General features: G+C 68.6%; 25 protein-coding genes and 1 pseudogene. 13 read left to right on the top strand and 13 right to left on the bottom strand.

The genetic code is table 11. The features are described from left to right. Positions 1-12: 12 nt before the first annotated feature. A complete protein-coding gene (locus tag BQ2383_RS00680) occupies positions 13-2559 on the bottom strand; it encodes an ABC transporter permease (RefSeq protein WP_140403275.1) in 2547 nt (848 codons plus the stop codon). Further along, positions 2559-3326 carry an ABC transporter ATP-binding protein gene (locus BQ2383_RS00685; protein ID WP_091027639.1) on the bottom strand — a complete coding sequence of 256 codons (768 nt, stop codon included), beginning with the start codon at positions 3324-3326 and terminating at the stop codon, positions 2559-2561. The genes BQ2383_RS00680 and BQ2383_RS00685 overlap by 1 nt, the downstream gene beginning before the upstream one ends. A gap of 123 nt (positions 3327-3449) precedes the next feature. Here BQ2383_RS00685 and BQ2383_RS00690 point away from each other — a divergent pair, with 123 nt between their 5' ends. From BQ2383_RS00690 to BQ2383_RS00720, 7 genes are all read left to right on the top strand, one after another. Next, a complete protein-coding gene (locus BQ2383_RS00690; RefSeq protein ID WP_091027642.1) occupies positions 3450-4667 on the top strand; it encodes a sensor histidine kinase in 1218 nt (405 codons plus the stop codon). Next, positions 4655-5293, top strand: a complete 639-nt coding sequence (locus BQ2383_RS00695; protein ID WP_091027646.1) for a response regulator — start codon at positions 4655-4657, stop codon at positions 5291-5293. Before BQ2383_RS00690 ends, BQ2383_RS00695 begins: the two co-directional genes overlap by 13 nt. A 49-nt stretch (positions 5294-5342) precedes the next feature. Further along, entirely contained in the window at positions 5343-6116 is a 774-nt protein-coding gene (locus tag BQ2383_RS00700) for a hypothetical protein (protein WP_140403276.1), read from the top strand. A gap of 176 nt (positions 6117-6292) precedes the next feature. Next, positions 6293-6637, top strand: a complete 345-nt coding sequence (locus BQ2383_RS00705; protein ID WP_091027655.1) for a PadR family transcriptional regulator — start codon at positions 6293-6295, stop codon at positions 6635-6637. 2 nt (positions 6638-6639) lie between these two features. Then, the gene (locus BQ2383_RS00710) at positions 6640-7008 is read left to right on the top strand and encodes a DUF1048 domain-containing protein (RefSeq protein ID WP_029263196.1); all 369 of its coding nucleotides are present in this window, start codon (positions 6640-6642) and stop codon (positions 7006-7008) included. Beyond that, positions 7005-7781 carry an ABC transporter ATP-binding protein gene (locus tag BQ2383_RS00715; protein WP_029263197.1) on the top strand — a complete coding sequence of 259 codons (777 nt, stop codon included), beginning with the start codon at positions 7005-7007 and terminating at the stop codon, positions 7779-7781. The genes BQ2383_RS00710 and BQ2383_RS00715 overlap by 4 nt, the downstream gene beginning before the upstream one ends. Then, positions 7778-8545 (top strand): ABC transporter permease, encoded by a 768-nt coding sequence (locus tag BQ2383_RS00720; protein ID WP_091027659.1) that lies wholly within the window; start codon positions 7778-7780, stop codon positions 8543-8545. Before BQ2383_RS00715 ends, BQ2383_RS00720 begins: the two co-directional genes overlap by 4 nt. A gap of 172 nt (positions 8546-8717) precedes the next feature. Here the strand turns inward: BQ2383_RS00720 and BQ2383_RS00725 are convergent, their stop codons facing one another. From BQ2383_RS00725 to BQ2383_RS00745, 5 genes are all read right to left on the bottom strand, one after another. Further along, positions 8718-8903, bottom strand: a complete 186-nt coding sequence (locus BQ2383_RS00725; RefSeq protein WP_091027664.1) for a hypothetical protein — start codon at positions 8901-8903, stop codon at positions 8718-8720. A 420-nt stretch (positions 8904-9323) separates the two neighbouring features. Beyond that, positions 9324-9707: a RidA family protein gene (locus tag BQ2383_RS00730; RefSeq protein ID WP_091027668.1), complete on the bottom strand. Its 384-nt coding sequence runs from the start codon at positions 9705-9707 to the stop codon at positions 9324-9326. 23 nt (positions 9708-9730) lie between these two features. Continuing rightward, positions 9731-11317, bottom strand: coding sequence for an N-acyl-D-amino-acid deacylase family protein (locus BQ2383_RS00735; RefSeq protein WP_091027673.1), 1587 nt, complete (start codon positions 11315-11317; stop codon positions 9731-9733). An 11-nt stretch (positions 11318-11328) separates the two neighbouring features. Beyond that, positions 11329-12588, bottom strand: coding sequence for an alanine racemase (locus BQ2383_RS00740; RefSeq protein WP_244175838.1), 1260 nt, complete (start codon positions 12586-12588; stop codon positions 11329-11331). Then, positions 12585-13943: an MFS transporter gene (locus BQ2383_RS00745; protein WP_091027677.1), complete on the bottom strand. Its 1359-nt coding sequence runs from the start codon at positions 13941-13943 to the stop codon at positions 12585-12587. The genes BQ2383_RS00740 and BQ2383_RS00745 overlap by 4 nt, the downstream gene beginning before the upstream one ends. A 157-nt stretch (positions 13944-14100) precedes the next feature. On the opposite strand from BQ2383_RS00745, the gene BQ2383_RS00750 reads away from it, so the two are divergent. Genes BQ2383_RS00750 through BQ2383_RS00760 form a run of 3 tightly spaced genes read left to right on the top strand, consistent with a single transcriptional unit; the run spans position 14101 to position 15862 of the window. Next, positions 14101-14817 carry a helix-turn-helix transcriptional regulator gene (locus BQ2383_RS00750; protein ID WP_091027679.1) on the top strand — a complete coding sequence of 239 codons (717 nt, stop codon included), beginning with the start codon at positions 14101-14103 and terminating at the stop codon, positions 14815-14817. Next, the gene (locus tag BQ2383_RS00755; protein ID WP_244175840.1) at positions 14814-15464 is read left to right on the top strand and encodes a bifunctional 4-hydroxy-2-oxoglutarate aldolase/2-dehydro-3-deoxy-phosphogluconate aldolase; all 651 of its coding nucleotides are present in this window, start codon (positions 14814-14816) and stop codon (positions 15462-15464) included. The genes BQ2383_RS00750 and BQ2383_RS00755 overlap by 4 nt, the downstream gene beginning before the upstream one ends. Beyond that, positions 15461-15862: a rhodanese-like domain-containing protein gene (locus BQ2383_RS00760; RefSeq protein ID WP_091027683.1), complete on the top strand. Its 402-nt coding sequence runs from the start codon at positions 15461-15463 to the stop codon at positions 15860-15862. The genes BQ2383_RS00755 and BQ2383_RS00760 overlap by 4 nt, the downstream gene beginning before the upstream one ends. A 176-nt stretch (positions 15863-16038) precedes the next feature. Here BQ2383_RS00760 and BQ2383_RS00765 read toward each other — a convergent pair whose 3' ends face one another. The 5 genes from BQ2383_RS00765 to BQ2383_RS00785 all read right to left on the bottom strand — a co-directional run bounded on the left by BQ2383_RS00765 (position 16039) and on the right by BQ2383_RS00785 (position 22476). Beyond that, positions 16039-17514 carry a lipase maturation factor family protein gene (locus BQ2383_RS00765; RefSeq protein WP_091027740.1) on the bottom strand — a complete coding sequence of 492 codons (1476 nt, stop codon included), beginning with the start codon at positions 17512-17514 and terminating at the stop codon, positions 16039-16041. A gap of 187 nt (positions 17515-17701) precedes the next feature. Next, complete coding sequence (locus BQ2383_RS00770) at positions 17702-18610, bottom strand: glycine betaine ABC transporter substrate-binding protein (protein WP_091027687.1); 909 nt, start codon at positions 18608-18610, stop codon at positions 17702-17704. Positions 18611-18662: 52 nt separating this feature from the next. Next, a complete protein-coding gene (locus tag BQ2383_RS00775) occupies positions 18663-19622 on the bottom strand; it encodes an ABC transporter permease (protein ID WP_091027691.1) in 960 nt (319 codons plus the stop codon). Continuing rightward, the gene (locus tag BQ2383_RS00780; protein WP_091027694.1) at positions 19622-20923 is read right to left on the bottom strand and encodes a quaternary amine ABC transporter ATP-binding protein; all 1302 of its coding nucleotides are present in this window, start codon (positions 20921-20923) and stop codon (positions 19622-19624) included. Before BQ2383_RS00780 ends, BQ2383_RS00775 begins: the two co-directional genes overlap by 1 nt. A 338-nt stretch (positions 20924-21261) precedes the next feature. Then, on the bottom strand, positions 21262-22476 hold the full coding sequence (locus tag BQ2383_RS00785) for a class I SAM-dependent methyltransferase (RefSeq protein WP_208617595.1): 1215 nt from the start codon (positions 22474-22476) through the stop codon (positions 21262-21264). Positions 22477-22583: 107 nt separating this feature from the next. Here BQ2383_RS00785 and BQ2383_RS00790 point away from each other — a divergent pair, with 107 nt between their 5' ends. The 3 genes from BQ2383_RS00790 to BQ2383_RS00800 are packed head-to-tail and all read left to right on the top strand — an operon-like array spanning position 22584 to position 24570. Next, positions 22584-22973 carry a GntR family transcriptional regulator gene (locus tag BQ2383_RS00790; protein ID WP_091027698.1) on the top strand — a complete coding sequence of 130 codons (390 nt, stop codon included), beginning with the start codon at positions 22584-22586 and terminating at the stop codon, positions 22971-22973. Then, positions 22970-23884: an ABC transporter ATP-binding protein gene (locus tag BQ2383_RS00795; protein WP_091027702.1), complete on the top strand. Its 915-nt coding sequence runs from the start codon at positions 22970-22972 to the stop codon at positions 23882-23884. The genes BQ2383_RS00790 and BQ2383_RS00795 overlap by 4 nt, the downstream gene beginning before the upstream one ends. Next, positions 23884-24570 carry a hypothetical protein gene (locus BQ2383_RS00800; protein ID WP_091027707.1) on the top strand — a complete coding sequence of 229 codons (687 nt, stop codon included), beginning with the start codon at positions 23884-23886 and terminating at the stop codon, positions 24568-24570. Before BQ2383_RS00795 ends, BQ2383_RS00800 begins: the two co-directional genes overlap by 1 nt. Before the next feature lie 112 nt (positions 24571-24682). Here BQ2383_RS00800 and BQ2383_RS19140 read toward each other — a convergent pair. Continuing rightward, positions 24683-24802: pseudogene (locus tag BQ2383_RS19140) on the bottom strand (FUSC family protein); the annotation flags it as partial.

A 24802-nucleotide genomic window follows, 5' to 3' on the forward strand; every position in this document is an offset into this window, starting at 1 on the left:
TCTCGCGCCGCGCTACTGCCGCGACCCGATCTCGTCGATCGGACGGGTGCGCATGGCGGCGGTGGTTCCCGCCCACAGCGCCACGAGCGCGAGAGCTCCCATCGCACCGATGATGGTCAGTGACCCGAGCGCGGGCAGCGCGGGAATCGGCTGACCCGAGATGCCCATGCTCACTCCGATGAGCGGAGGGATCGCGACCACGACGCCGAACACCATGCCGATCACGGCCACCAGCACGGCTTCGATCCGCATCATCGAGCGCACCTGCCGGCGGGACGAGCCGATCAGCTGCATCAGGGCGAACTCCCGCGAGCGCTCCCCGGTCGCCATCACGAGCGTGTTGATCACGGCGATCGCGATGTAGCCGAGGATCACGAGCAGCGCGATGAGGTTCACCCAGCCCTGCTGCGACTGCGCACCCGCACCCGCCGCCTCCTGGCCGGAGCCGTCGCTCACGACGAAACCGCGCTCGGTCAGGGCGGCGCGCACCTCGTCGGCCGCCCCCGCATCGACCGTCGCGAGCGCGAACGCATCGAGACCGGCCGTGGTGTGCGCCCTCACGTCATCCGCGGCCATGGTGAGGTCGCCGAATCCGAGACCGCGCTCGTACACCGCGACGACCTTGGCCTCCCACGGCGAACCGTCGCCGAGGTGGCCGGTGACCGTGCTGCCGATGTCGAGCCCGAGGCTCTGCGCCGCATCCGTGCTCACGGCCACCGTCGTGGCGCCGTCGAGGTCGGTGAGCGACCCCTCGCGCACGCGCAGGTCGAGACTCTGCGCCGTTCGCTGCGGATCGATGCCCTGGAGCACGTGCTCCTCGCGTTGGAGCTTCCCTTCGAAATCGTAGGAGTCGACCACTGCGGCGCTGAGCGCGACGCCCGAGGCCTCGGTCACACCCGGGGTCTCGCGGATCGCCTCCACGGCCTCCGGGGAGAGCCCGTTCGGCGCCGTCACCCGCAGGTCGGCGATGACTCCGGCGGTGGCCTGCGTCGCGGCCTCGGCGGCGATGATCGACGGAGCTCCGATCTGCACGAGTCCCAGGCCGATGCCGAGCGCGATCGGGAGGATGGCCGAGGCCAGACGCCGACTGTTCGCCGTCGCATTCGCCGAAGCCAGGAAGCCCGCGGACGACAGCCGCCGCAGCACGCTGCCGATCAGACGCACGCTCAGCGACACGAGCCACGGCCCGAGCACGGCAAGCGCGATGATGAGGAGCATCGCCGCGCCGGCCGCGGCACCCGCAGCGATCTGTCCGCGCAGGACGAGCGGCACCGTCGACACCGAGATGCCGGCGGCAGCCAGCACGATGCCGATGATGATGCGCGGCAGACCGATCGCCGGTGCACCGGTCGCCGACTCGCGCAGCGCCTCGACCGGGTCGAGCTTCGCAACCCTCGAGGCCGCGATGCGCGCGGCACCCCAGGCGGACGCGAGCACGAGCAGCACCGCGCCGACCGCGGGAAGCGGGCTGAAGGCGAGGGCGAAGTCGCCGGGGATGACGCCTCCCGTGACGAACGCCGACTGCAGCACGGTCGACAGCAGGTATCCGGGCGCGATGCCCAACAGCGCGGCGACGGCCGATACCCACAGCACCTCGCGGGCCACGAGCGAATGCACATGCGACGGGCTCGCGCCCACCGCGCGCAGCAGCGCGTAGTCACGGCGGCGCGACTGCACCGACAGCGACAGCGTGCCCGCCACGATGAACATCGCCACGAGGATGCACGTGCCGACGAAGGCGCTGCCGATGGCGACGAGCATCGAACGCGCCGCCCCCGAGTCGAGGAACTCGACGTCCCCGCGGGCGTCTCCCGTGCGGGCGACGAGGCCGGGAAAGGCCTCGCGGATCGCGATGGCCGTCTGCTCGGGGTCGTTCCCGGCGACGAACACACCCAGCGCCTGCGCGGCACCGTCGTGCGGGTCGAGTTGGCCGATGCGCTGCTCCGTGAGGAACACGTGCGCGCTCCGCTCGGGTGCCGCCGGAGCTGCGACCTCCCCGACGACGCGGTACTCCGAGGGGACGCCGCCGTGGGCCAGGACGACCGTGTCACCCACGGCCCGGCCGCTGCCGGCGGTGACGACGACCTCATCGGCCGCCGCAGGCTCCCGCCCCTCGCGCAGCTCGAAACCGGTCAGCGCCGTGGCCTCCCACGGGTGCGCCTCGACGACGGCGGCTGCGGCGGCGGCGGCGGCACCAGCATCCACATCCGTACCCACTCCCTGCAGCACGAGCGGAACGGTCACGTCGGCCACGACGCGGTCGACCCCCGGCAGCGCGGCGATGTCACGCGCCGCGTCGGCGGGCAGCGACGCGCGCTCCCGCAACGGAACGGGGAGGTCCTCCGGCACATCCACCTGCTGCGGCGCCCCCACGACGACGTCGACGGCGGCATAGCGTTCGGGGGCGAGCCCGCCGCGCATGCCGGATTCGACGAGCACGCCGAGACCCGTCACCAGCGCGCTCGCGACGAACACGGCGACCGCGACTCCGACGAAGCTCCGGCGGTGGTGGCGAAGATCCGCCCGGACGAGCCGGCCCAAACCCAGCGGAGCCGACATCACCATTCCCCCAATGCGCTCATGCGGTCGTTGATCTGCGCAGGGTCGGCGCCGTCGAGGTAGCCCGCGAAGGCGCCGTCAGCGAGGAAGATCACGCGATCGGCGTGCGATGCCACCACGGGGTCATGCGTCACCACCACGACGGTCTGGTTCAGTTCCCGCGCCGTGTGCGCGAGCAGGTCGAGCACCTGCTTGCCCGACCGGGAGTCGAGCGCGCCCGTGGGCTCGTCGCCGAACACCACGTGCGGTCGGGTGATGAGGGCGCGCGCGATCGCCACCCGCTGCTGCTGGCCACCGGAGAGCTCGGAGGGGCGGCGGTGACGGAACTCCGCGAGTCCCACCGCGTCGAGCAGGAAATCGAGCCACCGCGCCTCGAGACTCCGACCGCCGAGCCGCAGCGGGAGGGTGATGTTGTCTTCGACGTTCAGGGCCGGCAGCAGGTTGTACGCCTGGAACACGAAGCCCACGTGGTCGCGCCGGAAGGCGGTGAGCTGACGCGCCTTCAGGCTCGAGATCTCGGTTCCCCCGAGGTGGACGGTGCCGCTGCTGGGCCGGTCGAGTCCCGCGGCACTGTGCAGCAGCGTGCTCTTGCCCGAGCCGGAGGGGCCCATGATCGCGGTGAAGGTGCCCTTCGCGATGGCGAGGTTCACGCCGCGGAGGGCGGTGACGCGGCTGGCGCCGGAACCGTAGGTCTTCACGACGGACTGCAGGCGCAGCGCTTCGGCGGGGCCCGCATCGACGGCGGGGGCGAGTGGTGTGGAGGTCATGATTCGACGCTAGGGACGGCCGATCCGGCATCCCATCCCGCCCGCTGCCGCATCGATGGTGGTGCTGGCTATACCGTGCGCGGCAGGCCGCTCCGGCAGACTGTGAGAGTGAAGGACGGACGGATGCGACGCTGGCTGCGCGCCTGGGGATACCTGGCCGTCGAGGCCGGCGTCTCGATCGCCTCCGTGGTGTTCCTCAGCATCGGACTCGCGCTGCTCCCCCTCATGATCATCACCGGCGGCGTGCTCCTGATGCCCGAGGCGGTCCGGGGACTGCACGGGTGGACGGATGTGAACCGCCGCCGCGTCGGCGCCTACCGGGGCGAGGAGCTGCCACCGATCGGCCACGTGCTGCCGCCCGCCTCGACGATCGACGATCGTCTGCGCTTCGCGTTCTCGCGCGCCACCGGCCGCGACCTGCTGTGGCTGGCGGTGCAGGGGATCCCCGTGCTGTTCCTCTCGCTGCTGACGATCTCGCTCCCGGTCGCGGCGGTCAACTCGCTCGCCATCACCTACTACTGGCAGTTCGCGCCCGCCGACGACCCCGTCAGCTCCGTGTATCCGGTCACGTCGTGGGAGCTCGCGGCGACGATGCCGCTCGTCGCTCTGGCGTATGCACTCCTCGCGGTCTTCCTGATCCCGGCCGTCGCGCGGCTGGTGTCGTTCGTCTCCGCGAAGCTGCTCGCGACTCCCGAGAAGTCGCGCCTCGCCGCCCGGGTCAACGCCCTCACGCTCAGCCGGGCCGCCGCCCTCGACGCGCATGCCGCCGAGCTGCGCCGCATCGAGCGCGACCTGCACGACGGGGCCCAGAACCGCCTGGTGAACGTCGTGATGATGCTCGGGATCGCCGAGCGGGCGCAGGAGACCGGGGGCGACGTGCTCGAACCGCTGCGGCGAGCGCAGGATGCCGCGACCGATGCGCTCGCCGGACTCCGCCGTACGGTGCACGACATCTACCCGCCGATCCTCGACGAGCTCGGATTGGAAGGCGCCCTCGCGTCACTCGCCGGGCGCAGCGTCGTGCCCTGCACGATCGAGGCGTCCGACGTCGGACGTGTGCCGGCGGCCGTCGAGTCGGCCAGCTACTTCGTCGTGGCCGAGGCGCTCACCAACGTCAGCAAGTACAGCGCGGCGACGCGGGCATCCGTCGAGGTCGCCCGCGAAGACGAGGCGTTGCTCATCACGGTCGAGGACGACGGTGGGGGCGGAGCCGTGGAGCGTCCGGGCGGCGGCATCGCCGGCATCCGTCGTCGCATCGAGGCTTTCGAGGGCACGCTGGAGCTGTCGAGCCCCGTCGGCGGTCCCACCATCCTGAGAGCGGAGCTGCCATGCGGATCGTGATCGCCGAAGACGACACCCTCCTTCGCGAGGGCCTGGCACTGCTACTGCGCAGCGAGGGCTTCCACGTGGTGGCCGCGGTCGACAACGCCGAAGGGTTCCTGGAGCGACTCGACGAGGCGGATGCCGCGGTGGTCGACGTGCGGATGCCGCCCACCTTCACGAGCGAGGGGTTGAAGGCCGCCGCCGAGGCTCGTGCGCGCCGACCCGGCTTCCCCGTGCTGGTGCTGTCGGCCTACGTCGAGGACCGCTACGCCGGTGAACTCCTCGCGGCCGGAGCCGACGGCCTCGGCTACCTGCTCAAGGAGCGCGTGGGCAAGGTCGCCTCGTTCATCGACGCTCTGAACCGCGTGGCTGCCGGGGGCACGGTGATGGACCCCGAGGTGATCTCGCAGCTGATGAGCCGCCGTCGCGCCGACGATCCGGTGCAGACGCTCACCCCACGCGAGCGCGAGGTACTCGGGCTCATGGCCGAGGGGCTCGACAACGGCACCATCGCCGGGCGACTCTTCGTGACCGAGACCGCGGTGAGCAAGCACATCGGCAACATCTTCGGCAAGCTCGGGCTCGCGTCCAGCGACAGCGGACACCGGCGCGTGCTAGCCGTGCTCGCGTACCTCCGCACCTGACGGCATCCGCTCTGGCGCTCAGGCGCGCTTCGATGCCATGCTGACGGGGATGAAACGCTCCACCAAGATCACCACCGCCGTCGTCGTCGTGGCCGTCGCCGGCCTGGTCGCCGCCGCGGCCCCTGCCGTGGTCAGCGCCGCCCCCGCAGTGTTCGGTGTCGCCTCCTGGGCGTCGGAGCGCTTCGCCGCCGCCGAGCCCTCCACGGCCCCCACGAGTCGCGCCGTGATCGCCGAGGATCCGGCCCGGGAGAACCTCGTCTCTCTCGGCGACGGCATCAGCGTTCCCGCCGGTGGTCCCGGCGACTGCACCACCAACGCGTTCATCAACATCGGGAGCACCGACGGCGAAACGATGCATGCCAAGCTCCTGGGCGAACTCGTCGACATGGGTGAGTCGGAACTGGCGAGCGGCCCGGTCACCCTCGATGCCGACGGAGAGATCTTCTCGTACGAGGTAGAGGCCGGCGACAGCCTCATCGCGATCGGCGAGCGCTTCTGCGTCGACTACGTCACCGTCGGCAGCTTCAACCATGTGCGCGGCTTTGAGCCGATCGCACCCGGGGACGTCCTCTACCTGCGCCCGGATCCGACGCTTCCGTTCGTCGACATCTACTCGCCGTACAACGCCGAACCCGGGTCGTCGACCATCCCGTACTACGACGGTGTGGCGGCGTTCTCGACCGCCGTCGCCACCGCAGACCTGGGTGCCGCGCGGTTCCTGTGGCAGCGCCTGGAGAAGGACATGCCCCCGGAGACGGCGGCCGTGATCACGCAGGCGCTGAGCGACGAGGATCTGTCACTGCTCCGCCGCATGTTCCCGTAGCAGCAGGCGCTCTTCGCCGCCGGTCCGTCGGCGGTCGTTCCCGCGCGCCCGGAAACCCCTCGGGATTCTCTTCCGAAAAAGTTCGGTATTCGGTGTTGCTAAGTACCGGTACTCAGTGTTACTTTGTACCGGTACCCAGCAACACTGAGTACCAACCGAAACGAAAGGAGGACCTGATGGGCAAGCAGATGACCGAGATGCTCAAGGGCACTCTGGAGGGCATCGTTCTGGCTCTCCTCGCCGAGCAGCCGGCATACGGGTACGAGATCACCACACGCATCCGCGACCACGGATTCACCGACATCGCCGAGGGCACGATCTACGCACTCCTCGTGCGCATCGAGCAGAAGAACCTCGTCGACGTCGAGAAGGTCCCGAGCGAGAAGGGTCCGCCCCGCAAGGTGTACACCCTGAACGCCCAGGGCCGGCAGGAGCTCGAGGAGTTCTGGACCACCTGGAGCTTCCTCAAGACGCACATCGAACAGCTGGAAAAGCGCAACACCGACAACAAGGAGAACTGACCATGGCTGCCAAGTGGATCGAAGCGATCACCGGATCCCTCGAAGAGAAGAAGCTCTACAAGCAGGCGCAGGCCCGCATCAACGCCCTCCCCGAACCGTACCGCGAGGTCGCGAAGGCGCAGCAGCGTTACAACATGTACTACGGCGGAGTCACCGACGGCGACACCATCGTGAAGATGTTCCTCGACATCGCCGACCTGTGGGAGCGCGCCGCACTCGACGGCACCCCCGTCAGCGCCATCGTCGGCGACGACCCGGTCGAGTTCGCCGAGAACTACGCCGCCGCGTACGGCGGACGGCAGTGGATCGACAAGGAGCGCGCCCGCCTCATCAAGGCGTTCGACGACGCGAAGAAGAAGGAGGAGTCATGACGAATGCAGCCATCTCGGTGCGCGGCATCGAGAAGTCCTACAAAGATCTGCACGTGCTGCGCGGCGTCGACTTCGAGGTCGAGAAGGGCAGCATCTTCGCCCTCCTCGGCTCGAACGGCGCCGGCAAGACCACGGTGGTGCGCATCCTCTCCACCCTGCTGAAGGCGGATGCCGGCACGGCGACCGTGCAGGGCATCGATGTCGCCGCGAACCCGGTCGGCGTCCGCGAAGTGATCAGCCTCACCGGGCAGTTCGCCGCGGTCGACGAGATCCTCACCGGACGCGAGAACCTGGTGCTGGTCGCGAAGCTGCGGCACCTGCCCGACGCCGGGAACATCGCCGACGACCTGCTGGCGAAGTTCCGCCTGACGGATGCCGGAGCCCGCAAGGCCGGCACCTACTCCGGCGGCATGCGTCGCCGGCTCGACATCGCGATGAGCCTGGTCGGCCACCCCGAGGTCATCTACCTCGACGAGCCGACCACCGGCCTCGACCCCGAAGCCCGCATCGAGGTGTGGGACGTGGTCAAGGAACTCGCGAACACCGGCACCACGGTGCTGCTCACCACGCAGTACCTCGACGAGGCGGAGCAGTTGGCCGACCGCATCGCGATCCTGCACGAGGGCCGCATCATCGCCAACGACACTCTCGCCGGCCTCAAGCGCCTGCTGCCGGCCGCCAAGGTCGAGTACGTCGAGAAGCAGCCCACCCTCGAGGAGATCTTCCTCACCCTCATCGGCCCCCAGGCCCCCGGAAAGGAGAACGCAGCATGAGCACGCACTTCGCCGCCGATACGGCGACACTCACCGGCCGCTCCATGCGGCACATCTTCCGCAGCCCCGACACGATCATCACCACGGCGGTCACCCCGATCGCACTGATGCTCCTGTTCGTGTACGTCTTCGGCGGCGCTCTGCAGCAGAGCACCGGTGCCGAGAACTACGTGAACTACCTGCTCCCCGGCATCCTGCTGATCGCGGTCGCATCCGGCATCGCGTACACGGCGTTCCGACTCTTCAACGACCTGCAGAGCGGAATCTTCGAGCGGTTCCACTCGATGCCGATCGCCCGATCGAGCGTGCTGTGGGCCCATGTGCTCACGTCACTGACGGCGAATGCCATCACCCTGGCGATCATCTTCGGCGTCGGATTCCTGATGGGCTTCCGCACCGGGGCGAGCCCGCTCGCCTGGCTCGGAGTCATCGGCATCCTGCTGCTGTTCACACTGGCCCTCACGTGGCTCGCGATCATCGCGGGGCTCAGCGCGAAGACGATCGACGGGGCGACCGCGTTCTCGTACCCGCTGATCTTCCTGCCGTTCATCAGCTCGGCTTTCGTGCCGACCGAGACGATGCCGGGACCGGTGCAGTGGTTCGCTGAGAATCAGCCCGTCACCTCGATCGTCAACACCATCCAGGCGCTGTTCGCCGAACAGCCCGTCGGCGACGACATCTGGGTCGCCCTCGCCTGGTGCGTCGGCATCCTCGTGGTCGCCTACGTGTTCGCGATCATCGCCTACCGGAAGAAGGTCAGCTGATCTTCGCCCAGCGAGACGGGACGCTCCGACCGGGTCACTCGACCCGGCCGGGGCGTTTCGCCGCGCTCGGCGGGGGTTTCGCGGTCGCGAGCCGCGCGTTGTGAAGGAGATCTCACGATCTGAAGGAGCTGTGTGCGGAAGGGCTCCTTCGAAGCGCGAGATCTCCTTCACGTCACGCGGGAACCGGGTACGCGGCAACGATGAGCACATAGGCGACGGTGATGGCCACGAGGCTCAGACCGATCGCCACACCACCGATCACGTGCGGCGATCTCCTCTTGACGAGTGCGATGACGAGCAGGGCGAGGTGTACGACGAGGATGACGATGAGCGCCACTCTCAGACCGTCGATCGCCATGTTGGCGACATCGTCCCTGCAGGAAGATGCACATCCATCCATTCGCATCGCAGTGAGATAGACGAGAAGGATGCCACCGCAGGCAACTGTGATCTGAGCCAACGCCCAGAGCCCCGCGGCGACGTAACGTCGCCGCGGCATGCGCTGGATCGGCCCCCACTGGCTCGTCTCGGTCATGAGAAGTCAGTCATCATGTGTCGGACAAACGCTCGCGGATCGGACATGTAGCCCTTATAGGAGCTATGGATCTGGTTGTCAAACGGCGCCCCGGCCTGGCTTTCGCGGGTGGCGCGTCGGGGGTTGTGAAGGAGATCTCACGCTCTGAAGGAGCTGTGTGCGGAAAGGCTCCTGTGAAGCGTGAGATCTCCTTCACGTCACGTGGGGCGACGCGGGTCGCACCCCGCGACGACGACGCGGGCGTCAGGCCTGAGGCAGCGCCGCGACGACGTCGATCTCGACGAGGATGTTCGCGAGCTGCGAGCCCACGGTCGTGCGCACGGGGTACGGCGCGGTGAAGAACTCCTCGTACGCCTCGTTGAACTCGGCGAAGTCGGCGAGGTCCTGCAGGTGCACGGTCGACTTCACGACGTCGTCCGTGGTCAGCCCGTGCACGGCGAGCACCTTCTGGATGTTCCGGAGCACCTGGCGGGTCTGTTCGCCGACGCTCTCGGGAACGGCGTGGTCGTTCGCCGCGTCCTGCGGGCCGAAACCCGCGGTGTACAGGAATCCGTTCGCGACCACCCCGTGGCTGTAGGGTCCGGCGGGCGTGGGCGCCCCGTCTGCGTAGAATCCGGTCTTCGGCATCTTTCTTTCCTTTCGTTGACGATTCAGGTCTGTGGTGAGCGGCGGAGGCCCCGACCCGGCAGGGCGCCGGTCAGGTCACCGTCGGCGAGAACGCGGATGCCGGCGACGAACACGTCGTCGATGCCCACTCCGCGCCCGCGTGGGCTCTCGTAGGTGGCGGTGTCGGCGACCGTCGCCGCGTCCACGAGCACGAGGTCGGCCACCGCGCCCGCCTCGACGGCGCCGCGGCGTCCGAGGCCGAAACGCCGGGCCGGCAGCGTCGACAGGTGGTGCACCGCATCCGACCAGGTCCAGGTCGCCCGCTCGCGCACGTATTCGCGGAGAAAGAGGGAGAACGAGCCGGCGGCACGCGGATGGGGGTGGGCGCCGATGAAGATGCCGTCGGAGCCGCCCATGTGCGCGGGGTGACTGAAGATGCGGGCGAGCTCCGTGCCCGAGCGAGGGCTGCGAACCGCCATGACAGCACTGCACTCCAGCCGGGACGCAGCCAGCGCGTCGAGGGCGAAGTCGATCGGGGCGACACCCGCGCGCCCGGATGCCTCGCGAAGAGTGAGCCCGTGCGCCCAGGCCAGATCGGGCGCGGCGAGATGGGCGAGGGTGATCATGTCGGCCCACTCCGGGCCGAGGCTGGCGCTGCGCACAGCCCGCAGCGTGCAGAGCTCGCGAAGCTCGGCGCGGCGCGACGGGTCCGAGATCACGGCGACCGCCTCCGCCACGGGCAGCGCCGATACCTCGGGCGGGAGCAGCGGCATGCCCAGCAGCGTGCACCCGCGGGTATAGGGGTACGCGTCGAAGGTCGCATCCACCCCGGCGGCATCCAGCGCGGCGAGCTGATCGAGCACGATGTCGGCGTCGGCGTGGAAGTGCGAGATGTGCACGGGCAGCGGCGATCCCGCCTGCTCGGCGGCCAGACGGGCGATCTCGGCGATCTCCCCCGTGCCGGCGGCGGTGTTCGACTCGTACCCTCCGCGCATGTGCGTCACGTACACGCCTCCGGCCCGCGCGACCGGCTCGCAGAGGGCGGCGATCTCGGCGGCGTCCTGGAAGATGCCGGGCGCGTAGTCCAGCCCGGTCGACAGGCCGAGGGCACCGTCGGCCATCCCCTGCGCGACCAGCTCCTGCATGCGCCGGCGCTCCTCGTCGGATGCTGAGCCACCCCTGCGACCGCACACCTCGAAGCGCACAGTGCCCGCCGGCACGAGATAGCCGGCGTTCACCGGCGACGTTCCATCCACGGAGGCCAGGTACGCGTCCACACCCCCGCCCCGGTAGGTCGGGTGCGTCCCGTTGATCGCGGCGAAGTACTCGGTGGCGTACTCGCCACTGCCCGGCGCGTACGACACACCGTCCTGTCCGGCGATCACGGTGGTGATGCCCTGGCGCAGTAGTGACAGCGTCACCTCGGGGTCACTCAGCAGGCCGTCGGCGTGGGAGTGCGCGTCGATGAAACCGGGAAGCACCAGGCGGTCGGAGGCGTCGACGACCTCGTCACCGGGACGGGCCTCGATGTCGCCGACTTCTGCGACGAGCCCCTCCTCGATCGCGACGTCGGCGCGCACGAGTCCCGTCGCGTCGACGACGGAGCCGCCGCGGAGCACTACCCGGTTCATCGCTGCTCTCCTCAGAAGTAGGTGCGGACGAGGCCTGTGACCACGTCGGAATCGGCGGATTCGACGACCGGCAGCACACGCCACTTGTCGAAGGCGGTGCAGGGGTGCGACAGCCCGAGACGCACGACCGAGCCGATCGCGAGCGCCTGCTCCGACCGCACGTACGAGTGCTGATCGTTCATCGCCGAGACCTCGCCGTGCAGCGGCTGCCAGGGGCCGGCGACACCGGCGGACGAGGAGCGGGGGATCGGCAGCCCCTCGTCGTAGGGCAGATCCCGCTTGCCGGCGTCGACGAGAGCCAGACCGGGCTCCGGCGCCGACACGACCCGCGCGAGTCCGTGCATCGCATTCACGAACCGCGGGGAGCCGTCGGGCTGCGCGGCCCCCTCATCGAACGGCGAGATGCTGCGATAGAACCCGTCGTCGTGCACGATGTAGGCGCCCGAGCGGAGGGTGAAGTGCGTGCGGTCATCTCGCGCGGCCGCGCCCCAGACATCGGCGACGACGTCGAAGTACGCGCTGCCACCGGCAGTCACGTAGAGCTCGCCGTCGTCGTAGAGCGGTGCGATCGCGGCGTGCAGCTCGAGCTGCGACTCCAGGTACGCGCGGACGGCCACGAGCGCCGCGGCGGAGCGATCGTGCGCGAGACTTCCCTCGTATCCGCCCACCCCGGCGAGGCGCAGCACGGAGGATGCAGCGATGCGCTCAGCCACGCGCACCGCTTCGTCGATCGACCGCGCACCGGTGCGACCACCCGCGCCGCCGAGCTCGACGCAGACGTCGACCGGACGCGGTGTGCCGGTGGAGAGCAGAGCCGCCTCCATCGCCTCGACCGTCGCGATCGAGTCGGCCCAGCTCACGAACCGGAAGTCCGGATCCGCCAGCTCCTGCGCCAACCACGCCAGCGCGGGCCGATCGACGGCGGCGTTCGCGAGCATCACCGAGTCGACGCCCAGATCGCGGGCGGTGCGCACCTGCCCCATGGTCGCGAACGTGATGCCGAGCGCACCGGCATCCGTCTGCCGCTTCCACAGCGCGGGCGCCATAGTGGTCTTGCCGTGGGGCATGAGGGCGAGCCCCCGCTCCGCACACCACTGCGCCATGGTGGCGACGTTCGCCGTCATCGCGGCGTCGTCGAGCACGATCAGCGGTGTCCAGAACTCGTCGAGCCGTGGTTCCGTGGCGAGGAATTGCTCCGCGGTCAGACCCGCGGCGCGCACGGGCAGGCCCTTGTCACGCGCCGTGAGGAGCTCGGCATCCATCTGCGTCATCGCGAGGCTCCCGTCTTGATCGAAGCGGTCGATCGCACTTCGTGCAGTCGACCCGCGCCTTCGACATCCGGCTGGATCGACGCGACCAGCGTGGCGATGACACCGACCACCGAGATGACACCCGCGTAGACGACGACCGGCCAGAAGGCGCCTCCGGCGGCCGCGACCAGCGCGGTGCAGATGAGCGGAGCGAGACCGCCGCCGAGGGTGTTGGAGAACTGGTACCCGATGTTGACGCCGGTGGTGCGCGCCTCCGGGTCGAACATCTCGACCAGCATCGTCGAGAGGGTGGCCTGCATGGCCACACCGAACACCACGAATCCGAGGATCTGGCCGAGCCAGATCAGCCACATGTTCCCCGTGTCGAACAGCATGAACGCCGGGTAGACCATGGCCGCGAAGCCGAGGCAGCCGATGATGTAGACGGTGCGCCGACCGATGCGGTCGGAGATCGCTCCCCACAGCGGCGCGACGACGATCTGCAGCAGACCCACGAGCATGGTGCCGGCGAAGCCGATCCACACCGGGATGTCCCGGTCGGCCAGCATGTACGCCAGACCGTAAGTGAGCACCACATAGCCGGCGATCGATTGCGGCAGGCCGATCAGGATGCCCATGATCGCGTTCTTCGGGTGCCGGAACGCCTCGACGAGCGGGTTGGGCTTCTTGCCCGTCGTGGCCAGGAGCAGCGTCTGCGTCTCGGTGAAGGCCTCGGATTCTTCGAGCTGACGACGAAGCAGCACGGCGGCGATCGCGAGCACGATCGAGAAGACGAACGGGATGCGCCATCCCCACTGCAGGAACCAGGATTCGGGAGCGAGGCCGAGACCGGCCATCAGACCGCCCGACACCACGTTCGCGATGCCCGCACCGCTGATGAGGAACGCACCGTAGAGCCCGCGCTTGCCGGTCGGTGCCGCTTCGACGACCATCGTGGCCGCGCCACCCATCTCGCCGCCGACGAAGAAGCCCTGGAAGAGTCGGCACAGCACGAGCAGCAGCGGGGCGGCGATCCCGATCACCTGGTCGGAGGGGATGAGGCCGATGCCGGTCGTCGCGAGTCCCATGCCGATGACGGTGCTCATCAGCACCACCTTGCGGCCCTTGCGGTCACCGACGATCCCCCAGATGATGCCTCCGACCGGGCGGAGGAAGAATCCGACGGCGAACGTCGCGAACGAGTTGAGCTCGGCGATCAGCGGATCGCTCGAGGAGAAGAACACCGCGGGGAACACGACAGCAGCGGCGAGGCCGTACAGGTAGTAGTCGTAGTACTCGATGAGCGTTCCGATCGCCCCACCGGCGATCGTCTTGCGCTGCTTCGGGGTCAGTCCAGATGAGGCGGCAGTGGCCATCCGGGGCTCCTTGCTCGGTTGATGCGCGACCGCATCCGTTGCGGTCGGCCTCGACGGATCGTCTGGGGCGTGGATAAACTAGCAGCGAAATAGACAATCTGTCTATCTCTCGTATTTTTTGTACGCCTGTATCCTTGCTCCGGATTGGAGTCACAGAATGCCGACATCGACGACAGCAGAGAACGCGGTCGCGGCCCTCGCCGACGACCTCGCACGGGAGACCTACGAGAGCGCCGAGGAGGTCCTCCGCCTCTATCGGCCGGTCCTGCGCGCCCTCGCCACCGCGGCCGGACCGACCGTCGAGGTCGTGCTCCACAACCTCGACGGCACCGACGTCGACCTCGGTCATACGATCATGGCCATCGAGAACGGGCACGTGACCGGACGCGCCGTCGGCGGCCCGTCGACCTCGCTCGGCCTGGACGTGCTGAAGGACCGGCGCGGGAACCACGACGCCTTCGGCTACACCGGTTACACGAGTGACGGGCGGGAACTCCGCTGCTCCTCGGTCTACTTCCACAATCGCGCGGGTGACATCATCGCGTCGCTGTGCGTGAACGTCGACCTCAGCCCGCTGCTGCTCGCCCGCCAGACGCTCGACGCACTGCTGCCCTCATCGGAGCCCGCGGACGCCCCGAAAGAGTACTTCGGCGCCGACCTCGTGTCGGTGATGGACTCGATGATCACCGAGGCCATCCGCGAGATCGGCCGACCGCTCGAGAGCATGACCCGCGACGACAAGATCACCGTGCTGGAGCGGCTGGACCAGCGCGGCGCCACGCAGATGCGCAAGTCCGTGGAGGCGATCGCGAAGCGGCTCGGCATCTCGCGCGTGACCGCGTACTCCTACCTCGACGAGGCCAGAACACGATGACCCACACAGGGATGACGGGAACAGGGATGACGATGGACAACTCCGGATTCGACGAGCTCTTCGGCGGCACGCGCCTGATGGCGATCCTCCGCGGCATGGGAGCGGAGCGGAGCCTCGCCGTGTCGACCACCGCGTGGGACCTCGGGATCGATGTCGTCGAACTCCCCATCCAGACCGCTGATGACGTCGAGGCGCTGCGCGTGGTCGCCGCCGCCGGACGCGAGCGCGGCAAGGTCGTCGGCGCCGGCACCGTGGTGTCGGCCGAGCATGTCGCCCAGGCGGTCTCTGCCGGCGCTGCGTTCACGGTCAGCCCGGGTCTCGACCTCGACGTCGTGCGTGCTTCCCACGAGGCAGGGCTGATCAGCCTTCCCGGCGTCGCCACGGCGAGCGAGGTGCAGTCCGCCCTCGCCGCAGGACTCACCTGGCTCAAGGCGTTCCCCGCTTCGGTCCTCGGTCCGCAGTGGCTCACGGCGATGAACGGCCCGTTCCCGCAGGCGCGCTTCGTGACGACGGGCGGCATGAACGCGGCCAACGCGGGCGAGTACCTCGACGCGGGCGCCCACGTCGTCGCCGTCGGCTCGGCGCTCGAAGACCCTGCGCAGCTGCCGCAGCTCGCCGCCCTGCTCGGCTCTGCCCCTCGCGCATGACCGATCTCGACGCGCGGCTCGCGTACGTCGACGCACGCCTGGCGTATGAGATCGACGCGGTCGCCGCGCACGATGCCGTGGCCGCCGGTGAGGTGCTGCTGGTCGACACGCGACGGCTGGAGTCCTGGCAGCACGGCCACATCGCCGGCGCGGTGCATCTGCCCCAGTCGGAGATCGCGTCGGGGATCGAGTCGCTTCCCCGCGATCGCACGCTCGTCGTCTACGGCTGGGGCCCCGGATGCAACGGGGCCACGGCGACCGCGCGCGTGCTGCTCGCCGCCGGCCTCGATGTGCGCGAGTTGCTCGGCGGGTTCGAGTACTGGGTCCGCAACGGGTTCGAGGTCGAAGGGGCGGTTTCCCGCCAGGCCCCCGACCCTCTCGTGACCGCCGAGAGCTGAGACTGGCATCCACCACCTCCGCGCGAGCGACTCCTGACACGCGACCGCGTGTTCTGAAGGAGAACTCCCGCTTTGAAGGAGCCCTGCGCTGGATGGCTCCTTCAGAACGCGAGATCTCCTTCATGTTGGGTGGGGCGGGACGGATGCTGCACGAAGCGGGTAGGGGTGGCACCGCCTCACCGCAGCCCGAAGGGACCGAGCACCACGCGGCGGCGGCTCCGCACCCAGACCACACCGTCGGCGCGCTTCTCGGCGCGGGTCGCGAAGCGGTAGCGATAGGACACGGCGCGGACCCACCGCGGCCGTTCACCGTCGAAGGGATCGACCCGGATCAGAGCGAGTGTCGGAGCATCCGCTTCGAGCAGACGCACCAGGAACGCCGTGAACCAGTCGTCGAACGACTGCCCGAGCGGCAGGAACCACATCAGCCAGTCGAGGCGCAGATGGTACGGAGCGAACTGCCGCGGCATCCGTCGCACGTCTCCGGGCTTGCCCCGGAACTCGTACTCCCGCCACTCGACGCCCTCTTCATCGCCTGACCCCTCGACGACGATCTCGATGCGTTCCTTCGTGACCGTGCCGAAGGCGCCGTAGGCGTTGGCGAGTTGCCAGCGGTTGAAGCTCGCGTTCATGAGTTGCCGCCGCGCGAACAGGTTGCGCATCGCCGGCACGCTCACCACGACGTAGAGCAGCCCGACGGCCGAGGTGATCACGACCCAGTACAGGGGGATGCCGGAGAGGATCCACGGCAATGCGCTCGTCGGAACGCTCTCGGGAGCCCCCACCCCCGGCAACCCGATCGCCGAGACCGCGATGACCATCGTCGCCCAATTCAGCCACGCGAAGTTGCCCGTCAGCACGAGCCAGGCCTGCGTCAGGATCACGATGGATGCCGCGACCGCGCCGACGATCTGCGGCACAGCGCCGGGCATCCACAGCGACAGCAGTGGCGCGAACAGGAAGAACGGCACCACGAGCTGCGCGAAGTGGTTGCCCACCACCTCGCCACGGTGGAACCAGCGCGGCAGCAGATGCGCCTGGCGACTGAGCGGACCCGGCATCGGCTGCGTCTCGTGGTGGTACGTGAGGGCCGTGAGATCGCGCCATTCGCGGCCACCGCGGATCTTGATCATCCCGGCACCGAACTCCAGCCGGAACACCAGCCACCAGAACAGCACGATCACGACCGTGGGCGGCGGCTGGTCGTTCGAACCGAGTAACGCCGCGAGGAACCCGGCCTCCAGCAGCAGCATCTCCCACCCGAACGAGTAGAAGGTCTGCCCGATACTGACGATCGACATGTAGCCGAGCCACAGCGCGAGGAAGCACAGCATCGGCACCCACGGCGGACCCCACTGTGGGATGCCGATGACGAGGAGAGTCGCGACCACGATCCCCGCCACGCACAGCGCGACCAGCCGGCGGTCGGAGTAGCGGATGCGCGAGAACAGCGTCGGATGCAGCATCCGCCGCCGCTCCGCCTTCTGGCCGACCCACTCGAGGAGGGCCGGCGCCGGGAGCAGCCCCTGCTCGCCGAGCAGCGGCCGGAACTGGTTGAGGCTCGACAGGAACGCGACCAGGTACAGCGCCGCGATGCCGCGCTGCAGCACCTCGCGCGCGAACCCGAAGTCGACCGCCGCGAACCCGTCCACGGCCACAGGCTACGCCGCCGGCATCCGCGGAAAAGGGGGGTTGCGCGCGGAACCCCGCACACAACGAAGGAGATCTCACCCGATGAAGGAGCCCCTGTGCGAACAGGGCCTTCGAAGGGTGAGATCTCCTTCGTATCGCGTGCCGACTCCGAGCGGATGCTGCGCCTCAGAGCCGGTGTGGCTCAGGTCAGCTGGTGGCGACCCAGTCGAACTGGTCGCCGTACTCCTCGAGCCATGCGTCGACGGCATCCGCTTCCTTGCCCTCGCCGTACTCGTTGACCACGAGGTCTTCGAGCGCACCGTACTGCTCGTCGTCGAGCTTGATCTGCTCGATCAGCTCAGCGGCCTCGGGGAACTCCTCGGCGAAGCCCTTGGTGCCCAGGAAGTGCAGGCCCTCGGCCTTGCCCATGGCGCCCTTGGGGTCTTCGAGGTCCTTCACGGGGAAGGCGTCGTTGGCCCAGAACGGACGCCACAGCGTGACGACGATGTCTTCCTCCTTGTCGGTCGCGGTCTTCAGCTCGGTGAGCATGGCCGCGGTCGACGAGGTGACGAGCTCGTACTCGCTGTCGAGTCCGTACTCGGGCATCATCTTCTGGGTCTGGGCGGTGAGGCCGGCACCCGGCTCGATCCCGTAGATCTTGCCGTCGAAGTCGGCCGCCTTGCCCTTGAGGTCCTCGATCGAGGTGAGCTCGGAGTACTCCGGCACCGCGAGGGTGAGCTTGGCGTTCTCGTAGTACTTGCCCAGGTCTTCGATGTCGTCGCCGTACTTCTCCATGTACTCGGCGTGCGTGAGCTCGGGCCAGGCCGACGGGTACATGTCGACGTCGCCCTGCGCGAGACCGGTGTACAGCGGGCCCGCCTCGGTGAGCGTCTTCATCTCGACCGTGTAGCCGATCTTCTCGAGCTGGTCCTGCAGCAGGTACGCGGTGCTCAGGCCGTCGGTCCACGAGGGCAGGAAGCCCAGGGTGATGGTGCCCTTGTCGTCGGCGTTGCTGTCGCCGCCGCCCGTGCCGCCGGCGCCATCGCTGCTGCAGCCGGCGAGGGTGAGCGCCGCTGCGGCGCCGAGGGCGGTGATCGCGAGGATCTTCTTCTTCATGTGATTTCTCTCTCTCGGTTCCGTATGGGTGTTGTTCCGTAGGGGTGAAAACTCAGTGCACGAGCGCCGGGTCCGTTGCGGCCTTCGTCGCGGGTGCCTCGGCTGCGGGGGCGGATGCTGCTCCGCCACCGCCGCCGTGCGGCTTGCGGCGCCGCTCGATCATGCCGAGCAGCGACGAGCGGTTCTCGCCCGGGGCACCCAGTGCGGCGGTGACCCGATCGAGGAAGACGGCGATCAGCACGACGCCGAGACCGGCCTCGACACCCTTGGGGATGTTGATCGTCGAGATCGCCTCGACCACCATCTTCCCGAGGCCGTCAGCACCCGCCATTCCGGCGATGACCGCCATCGACAGAGCGAGCATGATGACCTGGTTGACGCCGGCCATGATGGTCGGCATCGCGAGCGGGAGCTGGATGCCGCGCAGGATCTGACCGGGCTTGGCGCCGAACGCGTGTCCGGCCTCGACGGTCTCGGAGTCGACGCCGCGGATGCCGAGCTCGGTCAGTCGCACGCCCGGAGGCAGCGCGAAGATCACGGTGGCGACGAGTCCGGGGACCACGCCGATGCCGAAGAACACGATCGCCGGGATCAGGTACACGAACGCCGGCATGGTCTGCATGAAGTCGAGCACCGGCTTCAGCACGGCCCGCACGGTCGAGTTGCGCGCCGACCAGATGCCGAGCGGCACGGCGATCAGCACCGCGATGATCGCGGCGACGAGCACGAGCGCGAGGGTCTGCATCGCGGGAACCCAGAGGTCCATCCCCACGATCAGCCCGAACGAGACGATGGTCCCGATGGCGAGCTGCCACGAGCGCACGATCCAGGCGATGAGCGCGGCGATCACGATGATGACCGCGAAGCTCGGGGTGAGCAGGATGCTTGTGAGTCCGTCGACGAGGAAGCTCATCACGAACGAGATCACGTCGAGCAGACCGTCGAGGTTGTCCTTGATCCAGTCGACGCCGGATTCGATCCAGGTCCCTACGGGGATGCGGAAGCCATCCATCAGCGCACCTCCTCGGTGGTCGGGGCATCGGCCGGGTCGGCGGTCCACCCGTCATCGAGCACCGCATCGATCTCGGCCTGCGGCATCGGCATCATCGGCAGGGTGATCTCCTCAGTCGCACCGGGGCCGGGGCCCAGGGCGGCGAGCAGCGTCACACGCGGGATCACACCGGCCAGACGCCCCTCGGCATCCGTCACGGCCAGCGGCAGCGGAGACTCGACGGCGGGCACGAACAGGTTCATCAGCACCTCGTCCTCACGCACGCTCTGCGGCACGGGCTTGATGATGGAGTCGAGGGTGGTGGCGCCGTTGCGCACGAGCTTGACCGCGTCGCGGTCGGTCACGACGCCCACGAGCTGCCGGTCACGGCCGACCACATAGGTCGCCGACATGTACGCGTCGCGCATCTGGCGGAGCGCGGTGCGCGGGCCGGCGGTGTGCGGCACGACGGGGCGCGGGCGCTCCATCACGTTCGCGGCGGTGAGCACGCGGGCGCGGTCGACATCCTGCACGAACTGCTCGACGTAGTCGTTGGCCGGGTCCATCAGGATGTCCTCGGGCGTGCCGATCTGCACGATGCGGCCGTCGCGCATCACGGCGATCCGGTCGCCGAGGAACATGGCCTCGTTGAGGTCGTGCGTGATGAACACGATCGTCTTCTGGAGCTTCTGCTGCAGCTCGAGCAGCTGCTCCTGCATCTCGCGACGGATGAGCGGGTCAAGCGCGCTGAACGCCTCGTCCATCAGCAGGATGTCGCTGTCGGCGGCGAGCGCACGGGCGATGCCGACGCGCTGCTGCATTCCACCGGAGAGCTCGGAGGGGAGCTTCTCGCCCTGACCTTCGAGTCCGACCAGCGAGAGGATCTCCTCGGCCTTGGCCAGGCGTTCGGCCTTCGGGGTGCCCTTGAGCTCGAGCGGGTAGGCGACGTTCGCGGCGACCGTGCGGTGCGGCAGCAGAGCGAAGTGCTGGAAGACCATCGAGATGCGGTCGCGACGGATCTCGCGGAGCCTCGAGGCGGGGATGCCGGTGATCGGGTCGCCGTTCACCGTGACGGTGCCCGACGTGACGTCGTGCAAGCCGTTGAGCATGCGGATGATGGTGGACTTGCCCGATCCGGACAGGCCCATGATGACGAAGATCTCACCGCGGTTCACGGCGAAGCTGGCGTCGATGACCGCCGCGGTACCCGCATCGGCGACGGCCGTGCGACTCTCTCCGGCCTTCAGGCGGCGGACGGCGGTGCTCGGATTCTTACCGAAAACCTTGTATAGATTGCGCGCTTCGAGAGCGATTTCGGACACGTTTCCCCCGCGGCTCGCCTTCGGGTGGCTGAGCCTGCTTCGGTTACGCCCGGGTGAGGCTCTCGAGGCCGTTCGACATGATCGCTGTGGCGGCACAGACGGCGGATTTCGGATCCGCCGCGATAGAGCATCGACCGTACGCCCACGCCTCTTCGCAGCACAGCTCATCGAAAGAAGGACGTGACCGCGGACTGGTCTTCGGACCGTCAGGCCCGCATTCCAACGTAACGAAATGGCCGATCAGGGGCAAATCCTGGGTCGGTGAACGGCACGAGTTTCGGCGGCTGACCGGGGAATTGCACGGGTGTTCAATATTCCGGTCCGAGACCGGTTCAGGGTCAGGATCGGCGCTCTTCGGGGGTGCGGATGCTGCGGGTCACGGTGAACTTCGGGGTGCGCGACAGCTGTTCCGTGTGGCCGATCAGACGGGCGAGTTCGGCCCGATAACCGAGCGATGAGTTGTACACGGTGAAGAGTTCTCCGCCGGGTCGGAGCACACGCGCGGCGGCCTCGAACAGACGGGTCGCGGCGCCCGTGTGCACACTCGTTCCGAGGTGGAAAGGCGGGTTCAGGAGCACGACGTCGACGCTCGCGTCCGCGATCTCCGAGGCCGCATCTCCGTGCATGACCGTGACACGCTCGGCGACCCCGTTCGCGGCCGCCGTCGCCCGGGCCGAGGCCACTGCCGCAGCCGACCGATCGGTCGCGATGACCTGCGCCTCGGGGTGGGCGAGTGCATAGGACACGGCGAGCGCACCGGTGCCGCAGCCGAGATCGAGCACGCGGCTCGGGCGGTCGCCGTTCACAACTCCGGAAGAACCACCGTTCTCCGACCCGTTCGCGCCGTTTTCGACCCGAATCAGCCCGTTCTTGAGGAGTTGTGAACCGCCGAGGCCGAGCACTTCGAGCAGCACGCGGGTGCCGATGTCGAGGCGGGCGCCGGCGAACGCCCCGCCGTGCGCGACCAGGGTCAGTCCGTCGTGCTGCGCGGTCACCGGGAACGGCGGCTCGGCGGGCACCGGACGCGGGTCGGATGCCACGATCAGCCGCGACTTCCGCTCGGCACGCTGGGGCTGCACGTGCCCGAAGCTGCGCCCGAGCACCTCGTTCTGCGCGAGCGTCATGTGCTTCACGCGGCCGCCGGCGACGAGCACCGCATCGGATGCCGCCCAGCGGGCCACGGCATCCGCGATCTCCTCGAGCTCCGCCAGCGACTTCGGCAGCTGCAGCAGCACGAGCCGAGCGCCGGAGAGCAGCTCGGCGTCGAGTTCGTGCGCGGTGAAGCCGGCGAGCCCGAGCTCCTCGGCGTTGCGCTCCAGGGCACGGCGGCCGGTCGCGAGGTCCTGATGCACCCGGATGCCGTGCCGCCCGGCATCCGTCAGAGCCAGCGTGATCGCGCCGTATTCGTCACCGATCACGACGGTCTCGGAGCCCGGGATGTCGAGGGAGAGCGCCCGCTCGACGAGCAGCCGATCGGTGGCGTCATACGCCTGGAGGTTGTCCGCCTCGACGTCGGGCCACCGGCGCAGGCGACTGTAGGGGAACTCCGGCACCAGCCCACTGTACGCGGGCGTCCGCCTGCACACGCCCGGGGTTGACACCGGATAGGTTCCATGGTTACTTAGTCGAGTAAGTAACCCACTAACCCACCGGAGGACTCGTGATCGAAGAAGGCAAGCCGCTCTTCCTCCAGATCGCCGAGCAGATCGAGGACTCGATCGTCGACGGCTCACTCGCTGAGGAGGCACAGGCTCCTTCGACGAACGAGCTCGCCGCGTTCTACCGGATCAACCCCGCAACCGCAGCGAAGGGAGTCGCGATGCTCACCGACAAGGGAGTGCTCTACAAGCGCCGAGGCATCGGCATGTTCGTCGCCGGCGGCGCCAGGGAAGTCCTTCTCGGCGAGCGCCGCGCGCTGTTCGCCGACCGCTACATCGATCCACTCCTCGCCGAGGCCCGCACCCTGGGGCTCGGCGCCGAAGACCTCGCGGCACTGCTCCGACAGCGCGCCGCACTCACCACCGACGCAGAAGGGAAGACCCCCGCATGACCGCTGTCATCGAGGTGCAGAACCTCAGCAAGCGCTACAAGGAGAAGCGAGCGCTCGACAACGTGTCGCTCGCCATCGAGGGAGGCGCGATCTACGGCCTCCTCGGTCGCAACGGCGCCGGCAAGACCACACTCATGTCGATCCTCACGGCGCAGAACTTCGAGTCCTCCGGCACCGTCAAGGTGTTCGGCGAGCACCCGTACGAGAACGCGCACGTCCTGAGCCGGATCTGCTTCGTCCGGGAGAGCCAGAAATACCCGGACGACGCCTACCCGAAGCACGCCTTCAAGGCCGCGAGCCTGTTCTTCCCGCACTGGGACCAGGCGTTCGCCGACGAACTCATCGAAGAGTTCCAGCTGCCGATGAAGCAGACGATCAAGAAGCTCTCCCGCGGTCAGCTCTCGGCGGTCGGCGTGATCATCGGACTCGCCTCGCGCGCCGAGATCACCTTCTTCGACGAGCCCTACCTGGGACTCGACGCGGTCGCCCGGCAGATCTTCTACGACCGCCTGGTCGAGGACTACGCCGAGCACCCGCGCACGATCATCCTGTCGTCGCACCTGATCGACGAGGTCTCGAACCTCATCGAGAAGGTCATCGTGATCGACAACGGCCAGATCCTCCTGCATGAAGACACGGATGCCGTCCGCGATCGCGCCGTGACCATCGTGGGCGACGCTGCGAAGGTCGACGCCTGGGTGCAGGGCCGCGAGGTGCTGCACCGCGAGGCACTCGGAAGAGTGTCGTCCGTTACCGTGCTCGGCACGCTGAGCGCCGATGAGCGGGCCGAGGTGACGGCATCCGGTCTCGATCTCGCACCGGTGTCGCTCCAGCAGCTGATCGTCCGTCTCACCCAGAAGACCGACACCCACTCCGCCAGAGACTCCGTGACGAAAGAGGAGGCCCGCTGATGCGACGCACAGTCAACGTCATCCGGCTGCAGCTGATCAACAAGGGCACCTTCGTCTGGTACCCGCTGATCATCCTCGCCGCAGCGGTGGTGATCTCGGTCCTCATCTACGCGATGATCCCGGTCGACACCCCGAAGTACGGCGGCGGCGGTCAGGCTCCGCTCTGGTACTTCTTCGCCATCGGGATGTCGGCGATGACGCTCACCTTCCCGTTCTCGCAGGCGATGAGCATCACCCGCAGGGAGTTCTTCTTCGGCACGCTGCTCACCGCGATACTCGGCAGCGCGATCATGGGCGTGCTGTTCCTCATCGGAGGCGGCATCGAGGTGGCCACCAACGGCTACGGCGTCAACGGCTACGTGTTCTACCTGCCGTGGCTGTGGGATGCGGGTCCGGGCGGCGCCTTCGTCGTCTACTTCACCCTCGCGCTCTTCTTCTTCGTGCTCGGCTTCACCGGCGCGACGATCTACAAGAGCTGGGGACAGCTGGTGCTCATCATCGTCGGCATCGCGCTCTCCCTGGTGCTGCTGGGCCTGGTGTTCCTGGTGACGCGGCTCGACCTCTGGCCGCACGTCGGCGCGGGGATCATGGACCTCGGCGCGCTCGGTCTCGCGCTCTGGGGCCTCCTCGTCACCGCGGTGCTCACGGGCGTCTCGTTCCTCGCCTTCCGGCGGACGATCCCGTAAGCACACCTCCGCACGCCGCACCTTCGACGACGCCGGTCGCCCTCCTCGGGTGGCCGGCGTCGTCGCGTCCGCGCGCTACCGGTACCCGGCCGAGGAAGCAACCCGCTCGCCGACCCCGCAGCGTGGGGTACATGCTCACCAGCGCTCCGAGCGGGGCGTAGTAGGGGTACTCGTCGGTGACGCCCGGCATGTGCGGGGCGATCATCCAGGCGAGTCCGACCGCGAGCATCGT

The sequence above is a fragment of the Microbacterium oxydans genome (genome assembly GCF_900095745.1).
Lineage (GTDB): Bacteria > Actinomycetota > Actinomycetes > Actinomycetales > Microbacteriaceae > Microbacterium > Microbacterium oxydans_B.